Origin of the sequence: Sporosarcina siberiensis, assembly GCF_042681925.1 — a bacterium.
Lineage (GTDB): Bacteria > Bacillota > Bacilli > Bacillales_A > Planococcaceae > Sporosarcina > Sporosarcina siberiensis.
In genome coordinates this window covers 73,542-87,436 of record NZ_JBHUGI010000035.1, presented here as the reverse complement: position 1 = coordinate 87,436, position 13,895 = coordinate 73,542, and the positions used below count along the sequence as shown (strand labels likewise).

Here is a 13,895-nt window from a genome sequence, read left to right as displayed (position 1 = left end):
CAAATCAATTAACACGGGTATTTATAGAGTAATACAATTGCTTGAAAAAAATAAGGAGGAAATTTAACAATGGCTGATAAAAAAATTATAGGTACGTACCAATCAGAACACGAGGTATTGGATAAAATTGATGAGTTAAGAGTTCAAGGGTTTTCAGAAAATGATATTTATGTAGTTACAAGTGATACGGATTCACTTTCTATGGTTCGAGGAAGAACGGATGTTGATTTGAAATCATCGGAAGGGACTTGGATGGATCGATTCATCGCTTTTATAAGTGGTGACGAACCCGTAAAGGCTGCGTTTTCAAATATGGGCTTCACAGAAGAAGAGTCTGATCGTTTTTATAATGAAGTAAAACGAGGTAGAATCTTGTTGTATGTGGATCGTGATTATAATCACGTAGCATATTCTCATGACTCGGAAATTGTAAATGAACATTTAGATGCAAATGTTGGTTCAAATTCGACTGTAGATTATTCAGGCAATTCGAAGAATATTTATGCCGATATAGATGCCACTATTGAGCAAGAAGACCGTCTGCGTATGCAAGAAGGACGATTAATGGGGAATAATGAACAGATTCAAGCGGGCGAAGGAAATTCCGAAAAACCTATCATTGCAGAACAACCGATAATGGAAGTTCCTGTCTCTTTTGATGAAGTAAATATGGAAAGCCAACCAGTCCATAATGATGCTGAAGATATTCCCAAGATGGAAGATGAAATAGAAATAACTGAACATACAGCGCTCAATGAAGATCATATTGTTGGTAAACATGAAAAATTCGACCCCGAATTAGAAAGAGAACGTTTACTGGCTAAATCACTAATAGATCCAAACCGACTTTTGTAAAAGATAGGAAAAAGGAACTTCCATTGCTTATGGAAGTTCCTTTTTTTCGATGGATTTGATTAAAATAAAGGGATTTTGGCTAACAATGCCGAAGTGAAACCCAAGGATTGACCAGATTGGTCACTATTGCGATGATGGAAAGGAGAGTATGACTATTTATTCCACGTTTGATAACTTGAAAACCGAGAAACAAGAGCTCATTATAAACGCAGCACTAAAGGAATTTGTTCAAGTAGGTTTTGAAAAAGCCTCTACAAATGAAATTGTGAGAGGTGCGAAAATCTCTAAAGGCTCGTTGTTTAATTATTTTACTAGCAAGAAGGGTCTTTATATATTTTTAATCGATTACAGCATTCAAGTTACGGAGAAAGTTTATGAACAAATCGATTATGGTGAAACCGATATTTTTAAAAGAATCGAAAATATAGGAGTACAGAAACTACATATTCAGCTAGAACATCCTCAAGTATTTGATTTTCTCGCTTCTTCGATACAAGAAGAATCGATTGAAGTAAAGGAAATCGTCAAACAAAAACTGGAACCCATTTATGATAAAGGAACAAATAAGATGTATGAACACATTGATTATTCCAAGTTCCGTGAAGACGTCGATGTGGAGAAAGCGATTGAAATACTGAATTGGACGATGTCCGGATTCGGGGAGAAAGGTATTAAAGAACTAAAAGGTATTGGTAATATCAAGGAATTTGGGAACCGATATCTCGAGGAATGGATGAGTTATTCTGAACTACTGAAGAACAGCTTTTATAAAAAGTGATCATATTTTGAAGTAGGAGAGTGTTGGTGTTATGCCAGAAATCATAAAAGTGCAAGGTTTACAAAAAAGGTTTGGAAAGTTTCAAGCATTAAGTAACGTAACATTCACGGTTGAGGCTGGTGAAGTTGTGGGTTTTATCGGCCCTAATGGTTCAGGCAAATCTACAACAATCCGCACTTTATTGGGAATTATCAAGCGGGATGCCGGTATTGTAGAAATATTTGGTAAGGACGTTTGGAAAGATAGTATTGAAATTCATAAACGTATTTCCTATGTACCTGGAGATGTCTCGTTGTGGGGAAGTCTAACAGGTGGGGAGATTATTGACTTATTCATTAAACTGCATGGCGGTGGAAATCAACAAAAACGTGATTATTTAATTGAACGCTTTGAGTTGGATCCTAAGAAAAAAGCTAAAGGTTATTCAAAAGGGAATCGTCAAAAAGTTGGTTTGATAGCAGCGTTGTCTGTTGACTCGGATTTATATATTTTTGATGAACCGACTTCAGGCCTGGACCCATTAATGGAAGCAATTTTTCAAGAAGAAGTTGAAAAGATTAAAGTAGCTGGTAAGGCCATCTTACTGTCTTCCCATATTTTGAGCGAAGTAGAACGATTGGCGGATAAAGTGGTCATCATTCGTCAAGGTGAAATTGTGGAAACGGGAACCCTTCAAGAACTGCGTCATTTAGCCCGTTCCACCATAACGTTAACAACAGAAGGGGATGTGAATGAAATAATCACTGTAAATGGAGTGCATGATTTCACATTAAAAGGTAATAAAGCAACATTTTTTGCTGATAATGAATTTCTTAACGATGTGCTAGTGAAGGTGAGTACATTAGGTGTTAAAAGTTTTGAATGCGTACCACCAACTCTTGAAGATTTGTTCATGCGTCATTATAAAGGGTAGGTTTTGAAAAGGAGGGGAAACGATAATGAACGAAAAGTTCGCGAGTTGGGATACATTATTTCTGCACTATCTAAAACGTGATTGGAGAAAAATTGTCCTATGGGTTTTGGGCCTTGGGTTGTTTTCAGCTGCTTTTATTCCAGCCTTTAAGGAAATTGCAAAAGGCGAAGGATTAGCGGCAATGTTTGAAACATTAAATAATCCTGCGATGATATCAATGGTTGGACCTACACCAGCGGAGACTGCGATCGACTATACATTAGGAGCGATGTACGCACATGAAATACTCTTATTCAGTGGTTTATTTGCAATGATTATTTCCGTTTTACATGTGATCAGCCATACGCGTAAAGAGGAAGATCTTGGTCTCACTGAACTTGTGCGCTCTTTTCAAGTAGGTCGACAAGCAAACGCTCTTGCTACAATGATTGAGACGCTTTTCATTAATGTTTTATTAGCACTTTTTATTACTGGACTAATGTTGAGCTTTGGTGGAGATACGATTACTGTTGAAGGCTCCCTATTATTTGGAGCATCGGTCGGAATGGCCGGGGTCATCGGAGCTGGGATTGCTTTAGTGATGGCTCAAATTATGTCAACGTCATCTGGAGCAACAAGTTCCTCCCTTGGAATTATAGGATTTCTTTATATTGTTCGCGCTGGAACAGACGTCTCCAATGTCGACTTATCCATTATCAATCCCCTAAGTTGGACATATTTAACGTATCCATTTACGGAAAATAATTGGACACCCCTTGTTTTTTCTATGATTTTTAGTGTCATTACGATAAGTATTGCTTTTGTTCTTGAAGGAAACCGCGATATGGGGGCTGGCTATTTGCCGGTAAGAGAAGGTCGAGGGAATGCAAAGAACTCTTTATTGTCTGTCCATGGATTATTTATCAAAATTAATAAAGGCGTCATTATTAGCTGGTTCATTGGTTTTGGGATTTTGGGAGCCGTCTATGGAGCGATTTATGGAGACATGCAGACCTTTCTTGAAAGTAATGAAATGATAAAGCAGATGTTTACGCTAACCGGTGCTTCCATTGAAGAATCATTTACCGGAACAATCATGATGGTCTTGACAGGATTGGTTTCAATATTACCGATTGTCATTGTCAATAAATTGTTCACTGAAGAAACACGCTTACATTTAAGTCAGCTCCATGCGACAAAAGTATCTCGTGGTCAATTGTATTGGACGAGTATTGGGATAGCAGTTTTTGCAAGCTTAATTGGTATTTTATTAGCTGCAGTAGGCCTAGGAAGTACAGCTCTTGCAGCAATGGGTGGGAGCTCCACAATGAATCTATTGGACTTTCTTGCAGCGGGTTACAACTTTTTGCCATCAGTACTCTTTTTTATAGGTTTAGCTTCTCTAGCACTTGGTTGGGCACCGAAACTAGGAAAAGTGGTTTATGCATACCTTGGATATTCTTTTATATTAAATTATTTCGGGGGTATCTTGGATTTACCGGACTGGTTTTTCAAGACGGCCATTCAAAGTTGGATACCTCAAATGCCACTAAAGGAATTTGATCCACTGACATTTACTACAATAACTGTGATCAGTATTGCTCTGATGGTTGTCGGGTACCTAGGGTATTCAAAACGGGATATGATTGAAGGGGCTTGAAAATGAAGTGATAAGCTGATGAGCATACCATTTTACGATGCTTTCTTATTAAACTCTTAATAAGGAAGACTAAACACAGCGTCTAGAGTTCAGAACCTTCTGGAAAATAAAACCTTTTACAGCAGATGCATGTATCAGTAGTAGAATTATGAATAACGATATAGAGAAGTAATTAAGGGGGAGCAATATGATTAAAAAAGGTATAAAATTTGTTGTAGCATTTTATATTATAATCACCGTTTTCCAGTGGTTATTTAAACCAGAAATACGTTGGACCGAAAATGCAGGAATTTCTGTATTCCTATTTTTTCTATTTATATTTATTGAATGGATAAAGAAATCACGAATGTATAAGAGGAATGATAATTGAATTTGTAGGTTATAATCTCAATCCCGAGTTGATTGCACAGCTAGAAAAAGACCCTTCTAGATTTCTAGTTGGAGCAGAGCCACCATTCTTATGTGGAACAAATTGGCCGGATAGTGGAATATCTGATGTCGTAGAGGCAAACAAAGTACCCGTGCGAGAAGATTTCACGCACGGGTACTTTCTGTTGGTCATGGAGTTCACTTAAGATTGTAAGTTTTGATAATGGGTGTATTTTAGTCGGTGAGATAATAGCAAAAGTTAGGTATACTCTAGAGAAATACAACCACACACTATACAGGTAAAGATAGGTGATCATAATGATTGAGGGTAAAAGAGTTTTAATAATTGAAGACGATCAAGAAATCAGTAAGCTGCTAAGCGTTATGTTAACAACAGCAGGTACAGTTACTGTGTTAGCTTATTCTGGAACAGAAGGTCTACTGCAATTGAAAACTACTAGTTTTGACTTAATTGTATTGGACTTAATGCTGCCGGGAAAAAGCGGAGAAGAATTGATAGGAGAGATTCGAGTAGATAGTACAATTCCAATCATTGTTATATCAGCCAAAGTGGATATTGAGAGTAAAGTGAACGTATTGAAGTTGGGCGCGGATGATTATATAACCAAGCCGTTTAATCAACAAGAGGTCATAGCGAGAGTGGAAGTTCAATTACGGAAGTCGAGTCTGCAATCGCTGCAGACAAAGAAGATGGTGTGGCGAAAGCTGAATCTAAACACAGAGAAACTGTCTGTGTCTTTAGATCAACAAGAATTACAGTTGACCAATTCGGAATTTGATATTTTGTCTTTGTTCATGCGTAATCCGGAGCGAGCGTTTTCTAAAAAGGAAATTTATGAAAGTATTTGGAAAGGAACGTACTTTGGGGATGACAACACGATAAGTGTTCATGTTTCGAATCTGCGCAAGAAGATTGCGGTACTTACTTCTGATGAGTATATCAAGACGATTTGGGGGATTGGGTTCATGCTTGTGTAATTCCTTATGATTTCTTTATGGTTAGCTTAAAGTATGTTAAAGAGTTCTACGCTAAAGTATAGATATCAAGAAGTTTAGCAAAGGAGTCGTTAACATGGAGACTATTATTCAAACGTATCAACTAACAAAAACGTTTAAAAATGCGACCATCATCAAACCCCTTAATTTCTCATTACGTAAAGGAGAAATTTGTGCTTTAATCGGACAGAATGGATCAGGGAAATCGACGCTCTTTAAAATGCTTGCAGGCCAATTACATCCAACTACAGGAGACATTCACTTGTTTGGAAAAACTGGGAGAGACGTAGAACAGGCAAGGAGAAGGATGGGCTTCTTAGTAGAAACACCTGTCTTCTTTCCGGATTTTACTGCTTCTCAAAATCTGGAGTATTTCCGAATTCAGCGCGGCGTTGTTGAAAAGAAGCGGGTAGATGAAGTTTTGAAGATTGTTAATCTCGCAAAAGAAAAGAAGAAGCGGTTTAAAGACTATTCTATGGGCATGAAACAACGATTAGGTATCGCTCTTTGCTTGTTGAGTAGTCCTGATTGTTTAGTGCTGGATGAGCCAATCAATGGGTTGGATGCTGAAGGGATTCGGGAAATTCGTAATTTGTTGATAAAATTGAATCAAGAAAAGCAGATAACAATCTTTATTTCAAGTCATATTTTAACCGAGCTACATTTACTGGCGACACGTTTTGTTTTTATTAAAAATGGTGTCATTGTTGAGGATGTCAGTAAAGAGAAACTGCTTGAAAAAAGTCGGAAACAACTTCAACTTACGGTCGATGATCCAGCCAAAACAGTGCAATTATTAGAACGTGCATATGCAGATATCGAATTCATAGTGCTTCCCAATCAAGTGATCATCATCCACAATTATGTCGAGAGTAGCGGGGACATCAATCGTTTACTACTGGATAATGGAGTATCTGTAAGGGAGTTCCGAATAGAAGCGCGGAATTTGGAAGAATACTTCCTGGAACTTGTTGGGGGGAATGGTCATGATTAATTATTTAAAAAGCGAACAATACCGCTTATTGCGTAAAAAATCACTGCATATTACCAGTCTCGTTTGCTTATTGCTAATTGTGGCTGTAGCGGCTGTGCTGTACTATTCTCAACAAGCCGATCCGAATTTCCCATATGCTACAAATCGGTTTTTCTATTCAAATGTAATCGGAAGCGGTGGGCTTATCATCATTGTAAGTTTTCTTTTTAATTTCAGTCTTACAGGAAAGGATACGGGTGTGCTGAAAAATGGAGTGTCATTTGGAATATCCAGGAACACCATCTTCTGGTCCAAACTGATCCTGACTTTAAGTTATTTTCTGTTCATTAGTGTCATCGGGGTTTGTTTAATGATTGGGCTGGGTGAGTGGCTGATGTCTGGTGATCGTGAGTCGGTCAAAGACTTTTTGATAGCAATCAGTAATATGGTTCCGATAATACTCAGTGCATTCTTCATGATTCATTCACTGAAAATGTTGAAGGTCGGTGAAGTCTATATCTTTATTCTTATGCTGTTCTTCTATGTATTTTTGGGTGACTTGCTGCGGATCTTATTTCGACCGTTTACAAGTTTACAAGACGTATATAAGTATGCACCAGATGCCTTATTACAAGATAACTTACTAAACTTCATGAATCAAACTGTACAATTCGGTTACCAATACTGGATTATAGGTGCGCTGCTTTCTGTGATTGCTTTACTGATGGGTGTCACAAAGTTTGCGAAACAAACGATTTAAGAAAGGATGAATCAATGTGACCAGTTGGTTGATGATCCTACTAATTTCATTGCTGGTCGTTATGACTGGAATATCTCTAGTACTTCATTGGGATATTAAAAAGATGACGAAGCAATTAGAGGAAATCATTAAGAACTTCGGGACAAATGAAGTCGTTCGCACCCATACCCATAATAAGAACCTGGCACGATTTGCTGCAAAAATCAACCAGCTCATTCATTTGTTTAAGCAGGATCAACAGCGCAAGCACGCCAAAGAGATGAATCTGAAAAGGGAAATCACTAATATCTCACATGATTTACGAACACCATTAACGTCCATCAAAGGGTTTTCGGAATTGTTATCTAATCCGTTGTTAACTGAACCGGAAAAGGACGAGTATCTGGCCGTTGTTCAAATGAAAATCGATAATCTGACCAATGTTGTAGATTTGTTCTATGAACTCTCACAACTGGATTCCTTGGATAAAAAAATGGTCTTGGAGAAGAACTTTTTGGATGAAATAGTGGTGGAAGCAATGCTGACGTTTTATGGTGAGTTTGAGAAGAAGCAGTTGCAAGTACAGATAGATGAACATGTAGCTTCACCTGTTCTGGCTGATAGGAAAGCTACAGAACGAATTGTAGCCAATATCATTCAAAATGCGCTATTCTACAGTAAAAGTACTGTAACGATAAATCTGATAGAAGATAATGGGTATATCCGATTAAGGGTTACAAATGACGTGGATACTTTTAATGTTACAGAACTTCAACGAATTTTTGATAGGACATTCAGGATGGACTCCAGTCGCACCGGCGAGCAACTTGGTTTAGGGTTGCATATTGTTCAGCAGCTTATCGAGAAACAAGGTGGTAACGCGGTCGCTGATGTTACTGGAGATGACTTTATACTTGAAGTTTCGTTTAAGAAGTGGGAGTAGGTCGGGGTCATTCAATATTTTCAGAGTGCGGTATAGGATATGAGATATATGTCAGGAGCAACAACGTACAATACAACCATTTGTAAGAATAAATAAAGGAGGATGTATCATGGAAAAACATAAGATTTAAACAATGAGTTTTGCAAAAGTCTACCCACTTTATATTGCAAAGGTAGAGAAAAAAGGGCGTACGAAAGCGGAGGTTGATGAAATCATCCATTGGCTGACGGGGTATAGTCAGGAAGAATTAGAAGGACTACTGGAAAAACAGACAGACTTCGAAACGTTCTTTGCAGAAGCGCCCGAAATGAACCCTTCACGAGCTTCAATTAAAGGTGTTATCTGCGGCGTCCGCGTAGAAGATATTGAAGAACCAGTAATGCAGGAAATCCGTTATTTGGATAAGTTGATTGACGAACTGGCAAAAGGGAAAGCAATGGATAAAATTTTGAGGTAGTGATTTTTTAGTATATATCTAATAAATATGTAATTGTAGTGTATATTCAGATTACCTTATGCACAGCGTTTAATGTGAAATAAGTCAAGCACTATGAAAATAGATTTTGGCTCACGAAACCAAAGCATCATAATGGTGTTTTTTTGAAACTTAACTATCACAGAACACTATAATGGCGTTTTTCCGCAACTTGAATGGTCTTGTGTTTTATTCGTATTTTTGAAACAAGACCCACGACGCTGTGTAACGAGGTCATTAAAGCCTTAGGTACCTTGAACAATGTGGTCTACGTTCCGGAAAAACGCCTTTGTGTATACCTAGACTTTTTTTCAGTTCTTCTACTTCTTTTAAATAGCATTGATTGAACAGCTTTTTGCTTATTTTTCATTTTTCAACTATTTATTCATAATCTCATCAGCTTCGTGCAATTGCTGTTTTATCATCGCTAACTGTTCTTTACTTTGTTCCGCTGTATTCATATGCTCCTGGCGTTCTTCTGCATTTGAGAGCGCATTTTCTGCATGGGCTATTGAATTAAAAGCATGCTCAACTGCAATCTCTTCTGGGTGTGACATCACTTGCTTTACTGCACGATCCGCCTTTTGAACCGAGTTGTTTAAAAAAGTACTCGGATTATCTTTTTTCCAACTTATATCTGATTTTTTCGCCATTTATCCTCTCTCCTCTCCGTGCATATTGTAATCCAATGCTTAGTATTGCAATATGTACAGAAAGTATGCACTGAGTAATATTAAAAAAAACAGATGTTCAATTGACAAACATTTTCAGATAATACATGATAAAATAAAAGATATTAATATATGAGGATATGTTCATGTATTAATATCTATAGAATAGGTGATGAAGATGATGGAACAAGAAGACGTCAATGAAACGGGTATGTTGGATCAGAAGCTCGAAGTGGATGTAGCAAATTTGTTCAGTGCGCTGTCTAATCCAACACGAATTAAGATCCTTTATTTGCTGAAACAGCAGTCGCTTACGGTAACACAGATTTGCAATAGGCTCGACGTGTCGCAAAGCGGAGTTTCTCATCAGCTGCGAGAGTTGAAGTTTGCCCGGCTTGTGCGGAATCAGAAGCATGGCAGGGAAATGATCTATCAATTGGATGACGATCACGTCCATATGATTTTTGACATGGCGATTGAACACGTAAAGGAGAATTATAATTATGAGTAAGCATTTATTGAATCAACCTACTTTGTCGCACGACCACAATGACAATCATGATCACTCTCATGGTGGATCCGTGGCGACGAAGTTCTATTTTATTGGGCTGGTTCTATTTCTCGTTGGTCTGGTGATTGGCTCCGAACTGTGGAGTTCGATATTGTATCTGATCACGCTCGGTTTGTCCGGCTATCAAATTATCATTGAAGGATTTCTTGATTCGTTTCGACAGACGGTAAAGAAGAGGAAACTCACGCCAAACATCCATATTCTAATGACGCTCGCTGCAGTCGGCGCAGTTATTATTGGTGAGTACAGAGAGGCAGCCCTATTGATACTCATTTTTGCGGGAGCTCATTATCTCGAGGATTATGCCAAATCGAAAAGCAAGAAAGAGATTACAAGCTTACTGAAGCTGAACCCTACAAATGCTCGGCGTATAAAAGCCGATGGAGATATAGAAATGGTTGAAGTAACAGAGTTAAAGATTGGCGATCGGCTTTCTATATTGAATGGAGACCAAATTCCGACGGATGGTATCGTCCTTTCAGGTAGCTCATCTGTCGATCAGTCTTCCATTACGGGGGAAAGCATACCGGTCGAAAAGTTCGAAGACGATGTGCTGTTCGGAAGTACCATCAACGGTACAGGGACAATGACTATGGAAGTTACAAAGGACAGCTCCGATACGGTCATTTCGAAGATTATCGAGCTTGTGAGTCAGACGCAAAATAACGTATCACGCACTGCCGCACTCATTAAAAGAGTGGAACCGATATATGTGAATGTTGTCCTTATGTTGACACCATTTTTCTTCTTGCTCGGTTTCTACATCCTCCAGTGGTCAGCGTACGAAAGCTTCTACCGAACGATGGTTTTTCTGATTGCCACTTCGCCGTGTGCACTTGCTGCGACAGATATTCCGGCGACTCTCTCATCAATTAGTAATCTCGCAAAACGAGGTGTATTGTTCAAGGGCGGCTCATATTTGTCGAACCTTGCTGATTTGAAAGCCGTCGCGTTCGATAAAACCGGTACACTTACGACAGGAAAACCTGTTGTAACGGATACGTATTCCGCGGAAGAATTGACAGATGAACAGTTAGAAGATTTCATCCAGCTCATCGTATCTATGGAAAGTAAATCGAATCATCCGCTGGCGCAGGCGATTTTGAATTTCTACGATATGGTATCACCTTATGAACTGGAAGTGGAAAACGTAATTGGTGTCGGATTACTCGCTCAGGCGGACGGAACAACATACAAAATCGGTAAGCCGACCTCATACAAAAAGATTTCAGATGTTCTTCAAAAACAGACCAGAATTTTTGAAGAAGAAGGAAAAACAGTTGTCTACTTCGGTTCTGAAGAAGAGGTTCTTCTGCTTCTCGCTATTCAAGATATTCCTAAGGAGACATCAATGGAAGCAATTCAATACTTGAAAGAGCAACATATCCATACAATCATGATTACAGGAGATGCAAAACGAACGGGAGAAGCGATCGGCCGCACGCTTGGAATCGATGAAGTACGTGGGAACGTGATGCCTGAAGAAAAGGCGAACATCATTACGGAGTTGAAACAAAAGTACCCCGTGATTGCAATGGTCGGCGATGGCGTCAATGATGCGCCTGCACTTGTAGCAGCCGACATTGGAATAGCAATGGGAGATGGAACGGATATTGCAATTGACGTGGCAGATGCCGTGTTGATGAAAAATGATCTAATGAAGTTTTCCTACACCCACCGGGTTGCAAAAAAATTACGGAGAATCGTTATACAAAATATATTCATCGCGCTTGCGGTTGTTGTATTCCTAGTCATTGTCAACTTAACAGGCAATATCGACATGACTTCCGCTGTAATAATTCATGAAGGCAGCACGCTCATTGTCATCTTCAATGGCTTGCGCATGCTGAAAGAAGTTTAATTAATGGTGCCTGTATGTCCTATAACTAGTGAAAGATTTTAAGTTATTCATTAGTTGTGTGATGAGCAGGCACCCTTTTCTATGATGGATGAAAAAGATGAACGGGTAGGAAGAGGTAAGCAAAAGCATTATTGGGTTCTAGCTTTTTGACTACCGTTGATTAGACTGACTGCTGCTAAAATAATATAGATAATTAGTGTACTACCATTCAATAATAGAGCCATTTTAATTCTTTGCACATAACCCAACTTCCTCGCATTAACTAATCCATAAGCCTAATTTGAAAGAAAGGACACGATGTTATGGATTTGACACCCTTTGTTGATCCGTTACCTATCCCACAATACATTTCACCAAAGGAACGGCATAAAGATTTTACGTATTACGAGATTGCTATGAAGGAATTTCATCATTCATTTCATCGAGATTTAGCCCCTACAAAAATATGGGGATTTGATGGTCAATTCCCAGGCCCCGTCATCAATGTCAATCAAGGAGAATGTGCACATGTGAAGTGGATGAATCAACTGCCCGAGAAGCATCTGTTACCAATCGACCGGACACTTCATGGTACAAGTGAACATATGCCAGAAGTTCGGACTGTCGTGCATTTACACGGTGCTGAAGTAGAGCCGGAAAGTGATGGCTATCCGGAAGCTTGGTTTACGAATGATTATAAATTTGTTGGACCTGTATTTGATTCACCCATATATAAATACAATAATAAACAACGTGCCGGCGCATTGTGGTACCACGACCACGCAATTGGAATTACTCGTCTGAACGTCTATTCAGGTCTTGTTGGGATGTATATTATTCGGGATGAAGAAGAGCGGAAGTTGAATCTTCCTTCTGGGGCGTATGAAATACCGATAGTCATTTCGGATAAAGGCTTCAATGAGGATGGATCGCTATTTTATCCTGATACGACGAATGTAAGACCAGGCACACTTGAACCCGGCAAGGAATTCCCCCAACCTTCAGTAACGCCAGGCGAAACTTTCGAGAACGTTACAGTGAATGGTAAGGTGTGGCCATTTTTAGAAGTGGAACAGCGAAAATACCGATTTCGTATTCTGAATTCATCCAATGAACGTTTCTATCGAATGAGCCTTTCAAATGATCAGAAGTTTATCCAAATTGGCTCGGATGGTGGACTATTGGAGAAACCTGTTTATATGAATGAATTAACAATAGGGCCGTCTGAACGAATGGATGTAGTTATAGACTTTTCTAAATATGAGCCGGGAACAGAAATTGTCATAAAGAATACAGCAAACTCACCATTCAATTTTCCGCCACCAATTGGTACACCCCCAGACCCTAATAAAGATGGGCTCGTCATGCAGTTTAGAGTAATTCAGCTAAATGGAAAGGATACGAGCAAAGTGCCTTTCATTCTAAGCAATATCCCCAAGTTGAAGGAGTGCGATGCAACTCGCACGCGCGATATAACTTTGGATGCAAGTATTGATATGTACGGACGCTTTAATTTTTCATTAAGCAATAAGGGATTTATGGAACGAATCGATGTGAAGCCGAAACTGAATGATACTGAGATATGGCGATTTATAAATACGGCAGGTGCGACTCATCCAATGCATATCCACCTTATACAATTCCAAATTCTAGATCGACTCCCATTCGATGTGCAAGGATTCACTTCAAATGGACTGTTACACTTTACGGGTCCACCGCAATCACCTGCTAGAAATGAATGCGGTTGGAAAGATACAGTTCAATCTCCCCCAGGTTTTGTCACCCGTGTCATTATGAAATTCGGTCCATTCACAGGTCGTTATGTATACCATTGTCACATTTTAGAGCATGAAGATTATGATATGATGCGCCCATTCGAAGTTGTCGAGCGAAGATGCGATTGCAAATTGTTATGTACTTGTAAATCCTCTTCTAAAGAAGTGAATGATCTCTCGGGTGTATGTCCAACATGCTCGGAAACGTATCGATGTGAATGTAAGTGAAGCAATAATAATCCAAAGAACTACTTTAGTAATCAATGAGTGGTAAGGAACCGGGAACTTTAGAATTGTATTATATAGATAACACACCTTAGATGTGCATCCCGCAAGT

At 38.9% G+C, this 13,895-nt stretch carries 15 protein-coding genes; 14 read left to right on the top strand and 1 reads right to left on the bottom strand.

Annotation, left to right across the window (positions count from 1 at the left end):
• Positions 1 to 69 precede the first annotated feature (69 nt).
• The 11 genes from ACFSFY_RS16045 (at position 70) to ACFSFY_RS15995 (ending at position 8,683) form a co-directional block, all read left to right on the top strand.
• Positions 70 to 855, top strand: a complete 786-nt coding sequence (locus ACFSFY_RS16045; RefSeq protein ID WP_381539801.1) for a general stress protein — start codon at positions 70 to 72, stop codon at positions 853 to 855.
• 148 nt (positions 856 to 1,003) lie between these two features.
• On the top strand, positions 1,004 to 1,633 hold the full coding sequence (locus ACFSFY_RS16040) for a TetR/AcrR family transcriptional regulator (RefSeq protein WP_381539799.1): 630 nt from the start codon (positions 1,004 to 1,006) through the stop codon (positions 1,631 to 1,633).
• Positions 1,634 to 1,664: 31 nt separating this feature from the next.
• The gene (locus ACFSFY_RS16035) at positions 1,665 to 2,546 is read left to right on the top strand and encodes an ABC transporter ATP-binding protein (RefSeq protein WP_381539797.1); all 882 of its coding nucleotides are present in this window, start codon (positions 1,665 to 1,667) and stop codon (positions 2,544 to 2,546) included.
• Positions 2,547 to 2,571: 25 nt separating this feature from the next.
• Positions 2,572 to 4,185, top strand: coding sequence for an ABC transporter permease (locus tag ACFSFY_RS16030; protein WP_381539795.1), 1,614 nt, complete (start codon positions 2,572 to 2,574; stop codon positions 4,183 to 4,185).
• A 187-nt stretch (positions 4,186 to 4,372) separates the two neighbouring features.
• A complete protein-coding gene (locus ACFSFY_RS16025) occupies positions 4,373 to 4,555 on the top strand; it encodes a hypothetical protein (protein WP_381539793.1) in 183 nt (60 codons plus the stop codon).
• Positions 4,545 to 4,760: a hypothetical protein gene (locus ACFSFY_RS16020; protein ID WP_381539792.1), complete on the top strand. Its 216-nt coding sequence runs from the start codon at positions 4,545 to 4,547 to the stop codon at positions 4,758 to 4,760. The genes ACFSFY_RS16025 and ACFSFY_RS16020 overlap by 11 nt, the downstream gene beginning before the upstream one ends.
• 112 nt (positions 4,761 to 4,872) lie before the next feature.
• The gene (locus ACFSFY_RS16015; protein ID WP_381539789.1) at positions 4,873 to 5,553 is read left to right on the top strand and encodes a response regulator transcription factor; all 681 of its coding nucleotides are present in this window, start codon (positions 4,873 to 4,875) and stop codon (positions 5,551 to 5,553) included.
• A gap of 94 nt (positions 5,554 to 5,647) precedes the next feature.
• Complete coding sequence (locus ACFSFY_RS16010; protein WP_381539788.1) at positions 5,648 to 6,565, top strand: ATP-binding cassette domain-containing protein; 918 nt, start codon at positions 5,648 to 5,650, stop codon at positions 6,563 to 6,565.
• Positions 6,558 to 7,304, top strand: coding sequence for an ABC transporter permease (locus ACFSFY_RS16005; RefSeq protein ID WP_381539787.1), 747 nt, complete (start codon positions 6,558 to 6,560; stop codon positions 7,302 to 7,304). The genes ACFSFY_RS16010 and ACFSFY_RS16005 overlap by 8 nt, the downstream gene beginning before the upstream one ends.
• A gap of 16 nt (positions 7,305 to 7,320) precedes the next feature.
• Positions 7,321 to 8,226: a sensor histidine kinase gene (locus ACFSFY_RS16000; RefSeq protein WP_381539785.1), complete on the top strand. Its 906-nt coding sequence runs from the start codon at positions 7,321 to 7,323 to the stop codon at positions 8,224 to 8,226.
• A gap of 133 nt (positions 8,227 to 8,359) precedes the next feature.
• Positions 8,360 to 8,683, top strand: coding sequence for a DUF2200 domain-containing protein (locus ACFSFY_RS15995; RefSeq protein WP_381539783.1), 324 nt, complete (start codon positions 8,360 to 8,362; stop codon positions 8,681 to 8,683).
• 395 nt (positions 8,684 to 9,078) lie between these two features.
• Here the strand turns inward: ACFSFY_RS15995 and ACFSFY_RS15990 are convergent, their stop codons facing one another.
• Positions 9,079 to 9,354 carry a hypothetical protein gene (locus ACFSFY_RS15990; protein WP_381539781.1) on the bottom strand — a complete coding sequence of 92 codons (276 nt, stop codon included), beginning with the start codon at positions 9,352 to 9,354 and terminating at the stop codon, positions 9,079 to 9,081.
• 199 nt (positions 9,355 to 9,553) lie between these two features.
• On the opposite strand from ACFSFY_RS15990, the gene ACFSFY_RS15985 reads away from it, so the two are divergent.
• The 3 genes from ACFSFY_RS15985 to ACFSFY_RS15975 all read left to right on the top strand — a co-directional run bounded on the left by ACFSFY_RS15985 (position 9,554) and on the right by ACFSFY_RS15975 (position 13,786).
• A complete protein-coding gene (locus ACFSFY_RS15985; protein ID WP_381539780.1) occupies positions 9,554 to 9,883 on the top strand; it encodes an ArsR/SmtB family transcription factor in 330 nt (109 codons plus the stop codon).
• On the top strand, positions 9,876 to 11,804 hold the full coding sequence (locus tag ACFSFY_RS15980; protein WP_381539778.1) for a heavy metal translocating P-type ATPase: 1,929 nt from the start codon (positions 9,876 to 9,878) through the stop codon (positions 11,802 to 11,804). Before ACFSFY_RS15985 ends, ACFSFY_RS15980 begins: the two co-directional genes overlap by 8 nt.
• Positions 11,805 to 12,106: 302 nt before the next feature.
• Positions 12,107 to 13,786 (top strand): multicopper oxidase family protein, encoded by a 1,680-nt coding sequence (locus tag ACFSFY_RS15975; RefSeq protein ID WP_381539776.1) that lies wholly within the window; start codon positions 12,107 to 12,109, stop codon positions 13,784 to 13,786.
• The last annotated feature ends 109 nt before the right edge of the window (positions 13,787 to 13,895 follow it).

Coding starts and splice junctions, on each gene's coding strand:
- ACFSFY_RS16045 (WP_381539801.1), top strand. CDS start 70: ATGGCTGATAAAAAAATTATAGGTACGTACCAATCAGAACACGAGGTA.
- ACFSFY_RS16040 (WP_381539799.1), top strand. CDS start 1,004: ATGACTATTTATTCCACGTTTGATAACTTGAAAACCGAGAAACAAGAG.
- ACFSFY_RS16035 (WP_381539797.1), top strand. CDS start 1,665: ATGCCAGAAATCATAAAAGTGCAAGGTTTACAAAAAAGGTTTGGAAAG.
- ACFSFY_RS16030 (WP_381539795.1), top strand. CDS start 2,572: ATGAACGAAAAGTTCGCGAGTTGGGATACATTATTTCTGCACTATCTA.
- ACFSFY_RS16025 (WP_381539793.1), top strand. CDS start 4,373: ATGATTAAAAAAGGTATAAAATTTGTTGTAGCATTTTATATTATAATC.
- ACFSFY_RS16020 (WP_381539792.1), top strand. CDS start 4,545: ATGATAATTGAATTTGTAGGTTATAATCTCAATCCCGAGTTGATTGCA.
- ACFSFY_RS16015 (WP_381539789.1), top strand. CDS start 4,873: ATGATTGAGGGTAAAAGAGTTTTAATAATTGAAGACGATCAAGAAATC.
- ACFSFY_RS16010 (WP_381539788.1), top strand. CDS start 5,648: ATGGAGACTATTATTCAAACGTATCAACTAACAAAAACGTTTAAAAAT.
- ACFSFY_RS16005 (WP_381539787.1), top strand. CDS start 6,558: ATGATTAATTATTTAAAAAGCGAACAATACCGCTTATTGCGTAAAAAA.
- ACFSFY_RS15995 (WP_381539783.1), top strand. CDS start 8,360: ATGAGTTTTGCAAAAGTCTACCCACTTTATATTGCAAAGGTAGAGAAA.
- ACFSFY_RS15990 (WP_381539781.1), bottom strand. CDS start 9,354: ATGGCGAAAAAATCAGATATAAGTTGGAAAAAAGATAATCCGAGTACT.
- ACFSFY_RS15985 (WP_381539780.1), top strand. CDS start 9,554: ATGGAACAAGAAGACGTCAATGAAACGGGTATGTTGGATCAGAAGCTC.
- ACFSFY_RS15980 (WP_381539778.1), top strand. CDS start 9,876: ATGAGTAAGCATTTATTGAATCAACCTACTTTGTCGCACGACCACAAT.
- ACFSFY_RS15975 (WP_381539776.1), top strand. CDS start 12,107: ATGGATTTGACACCCTTTGTTGATCCGTTACCTATCCCACAATACATT.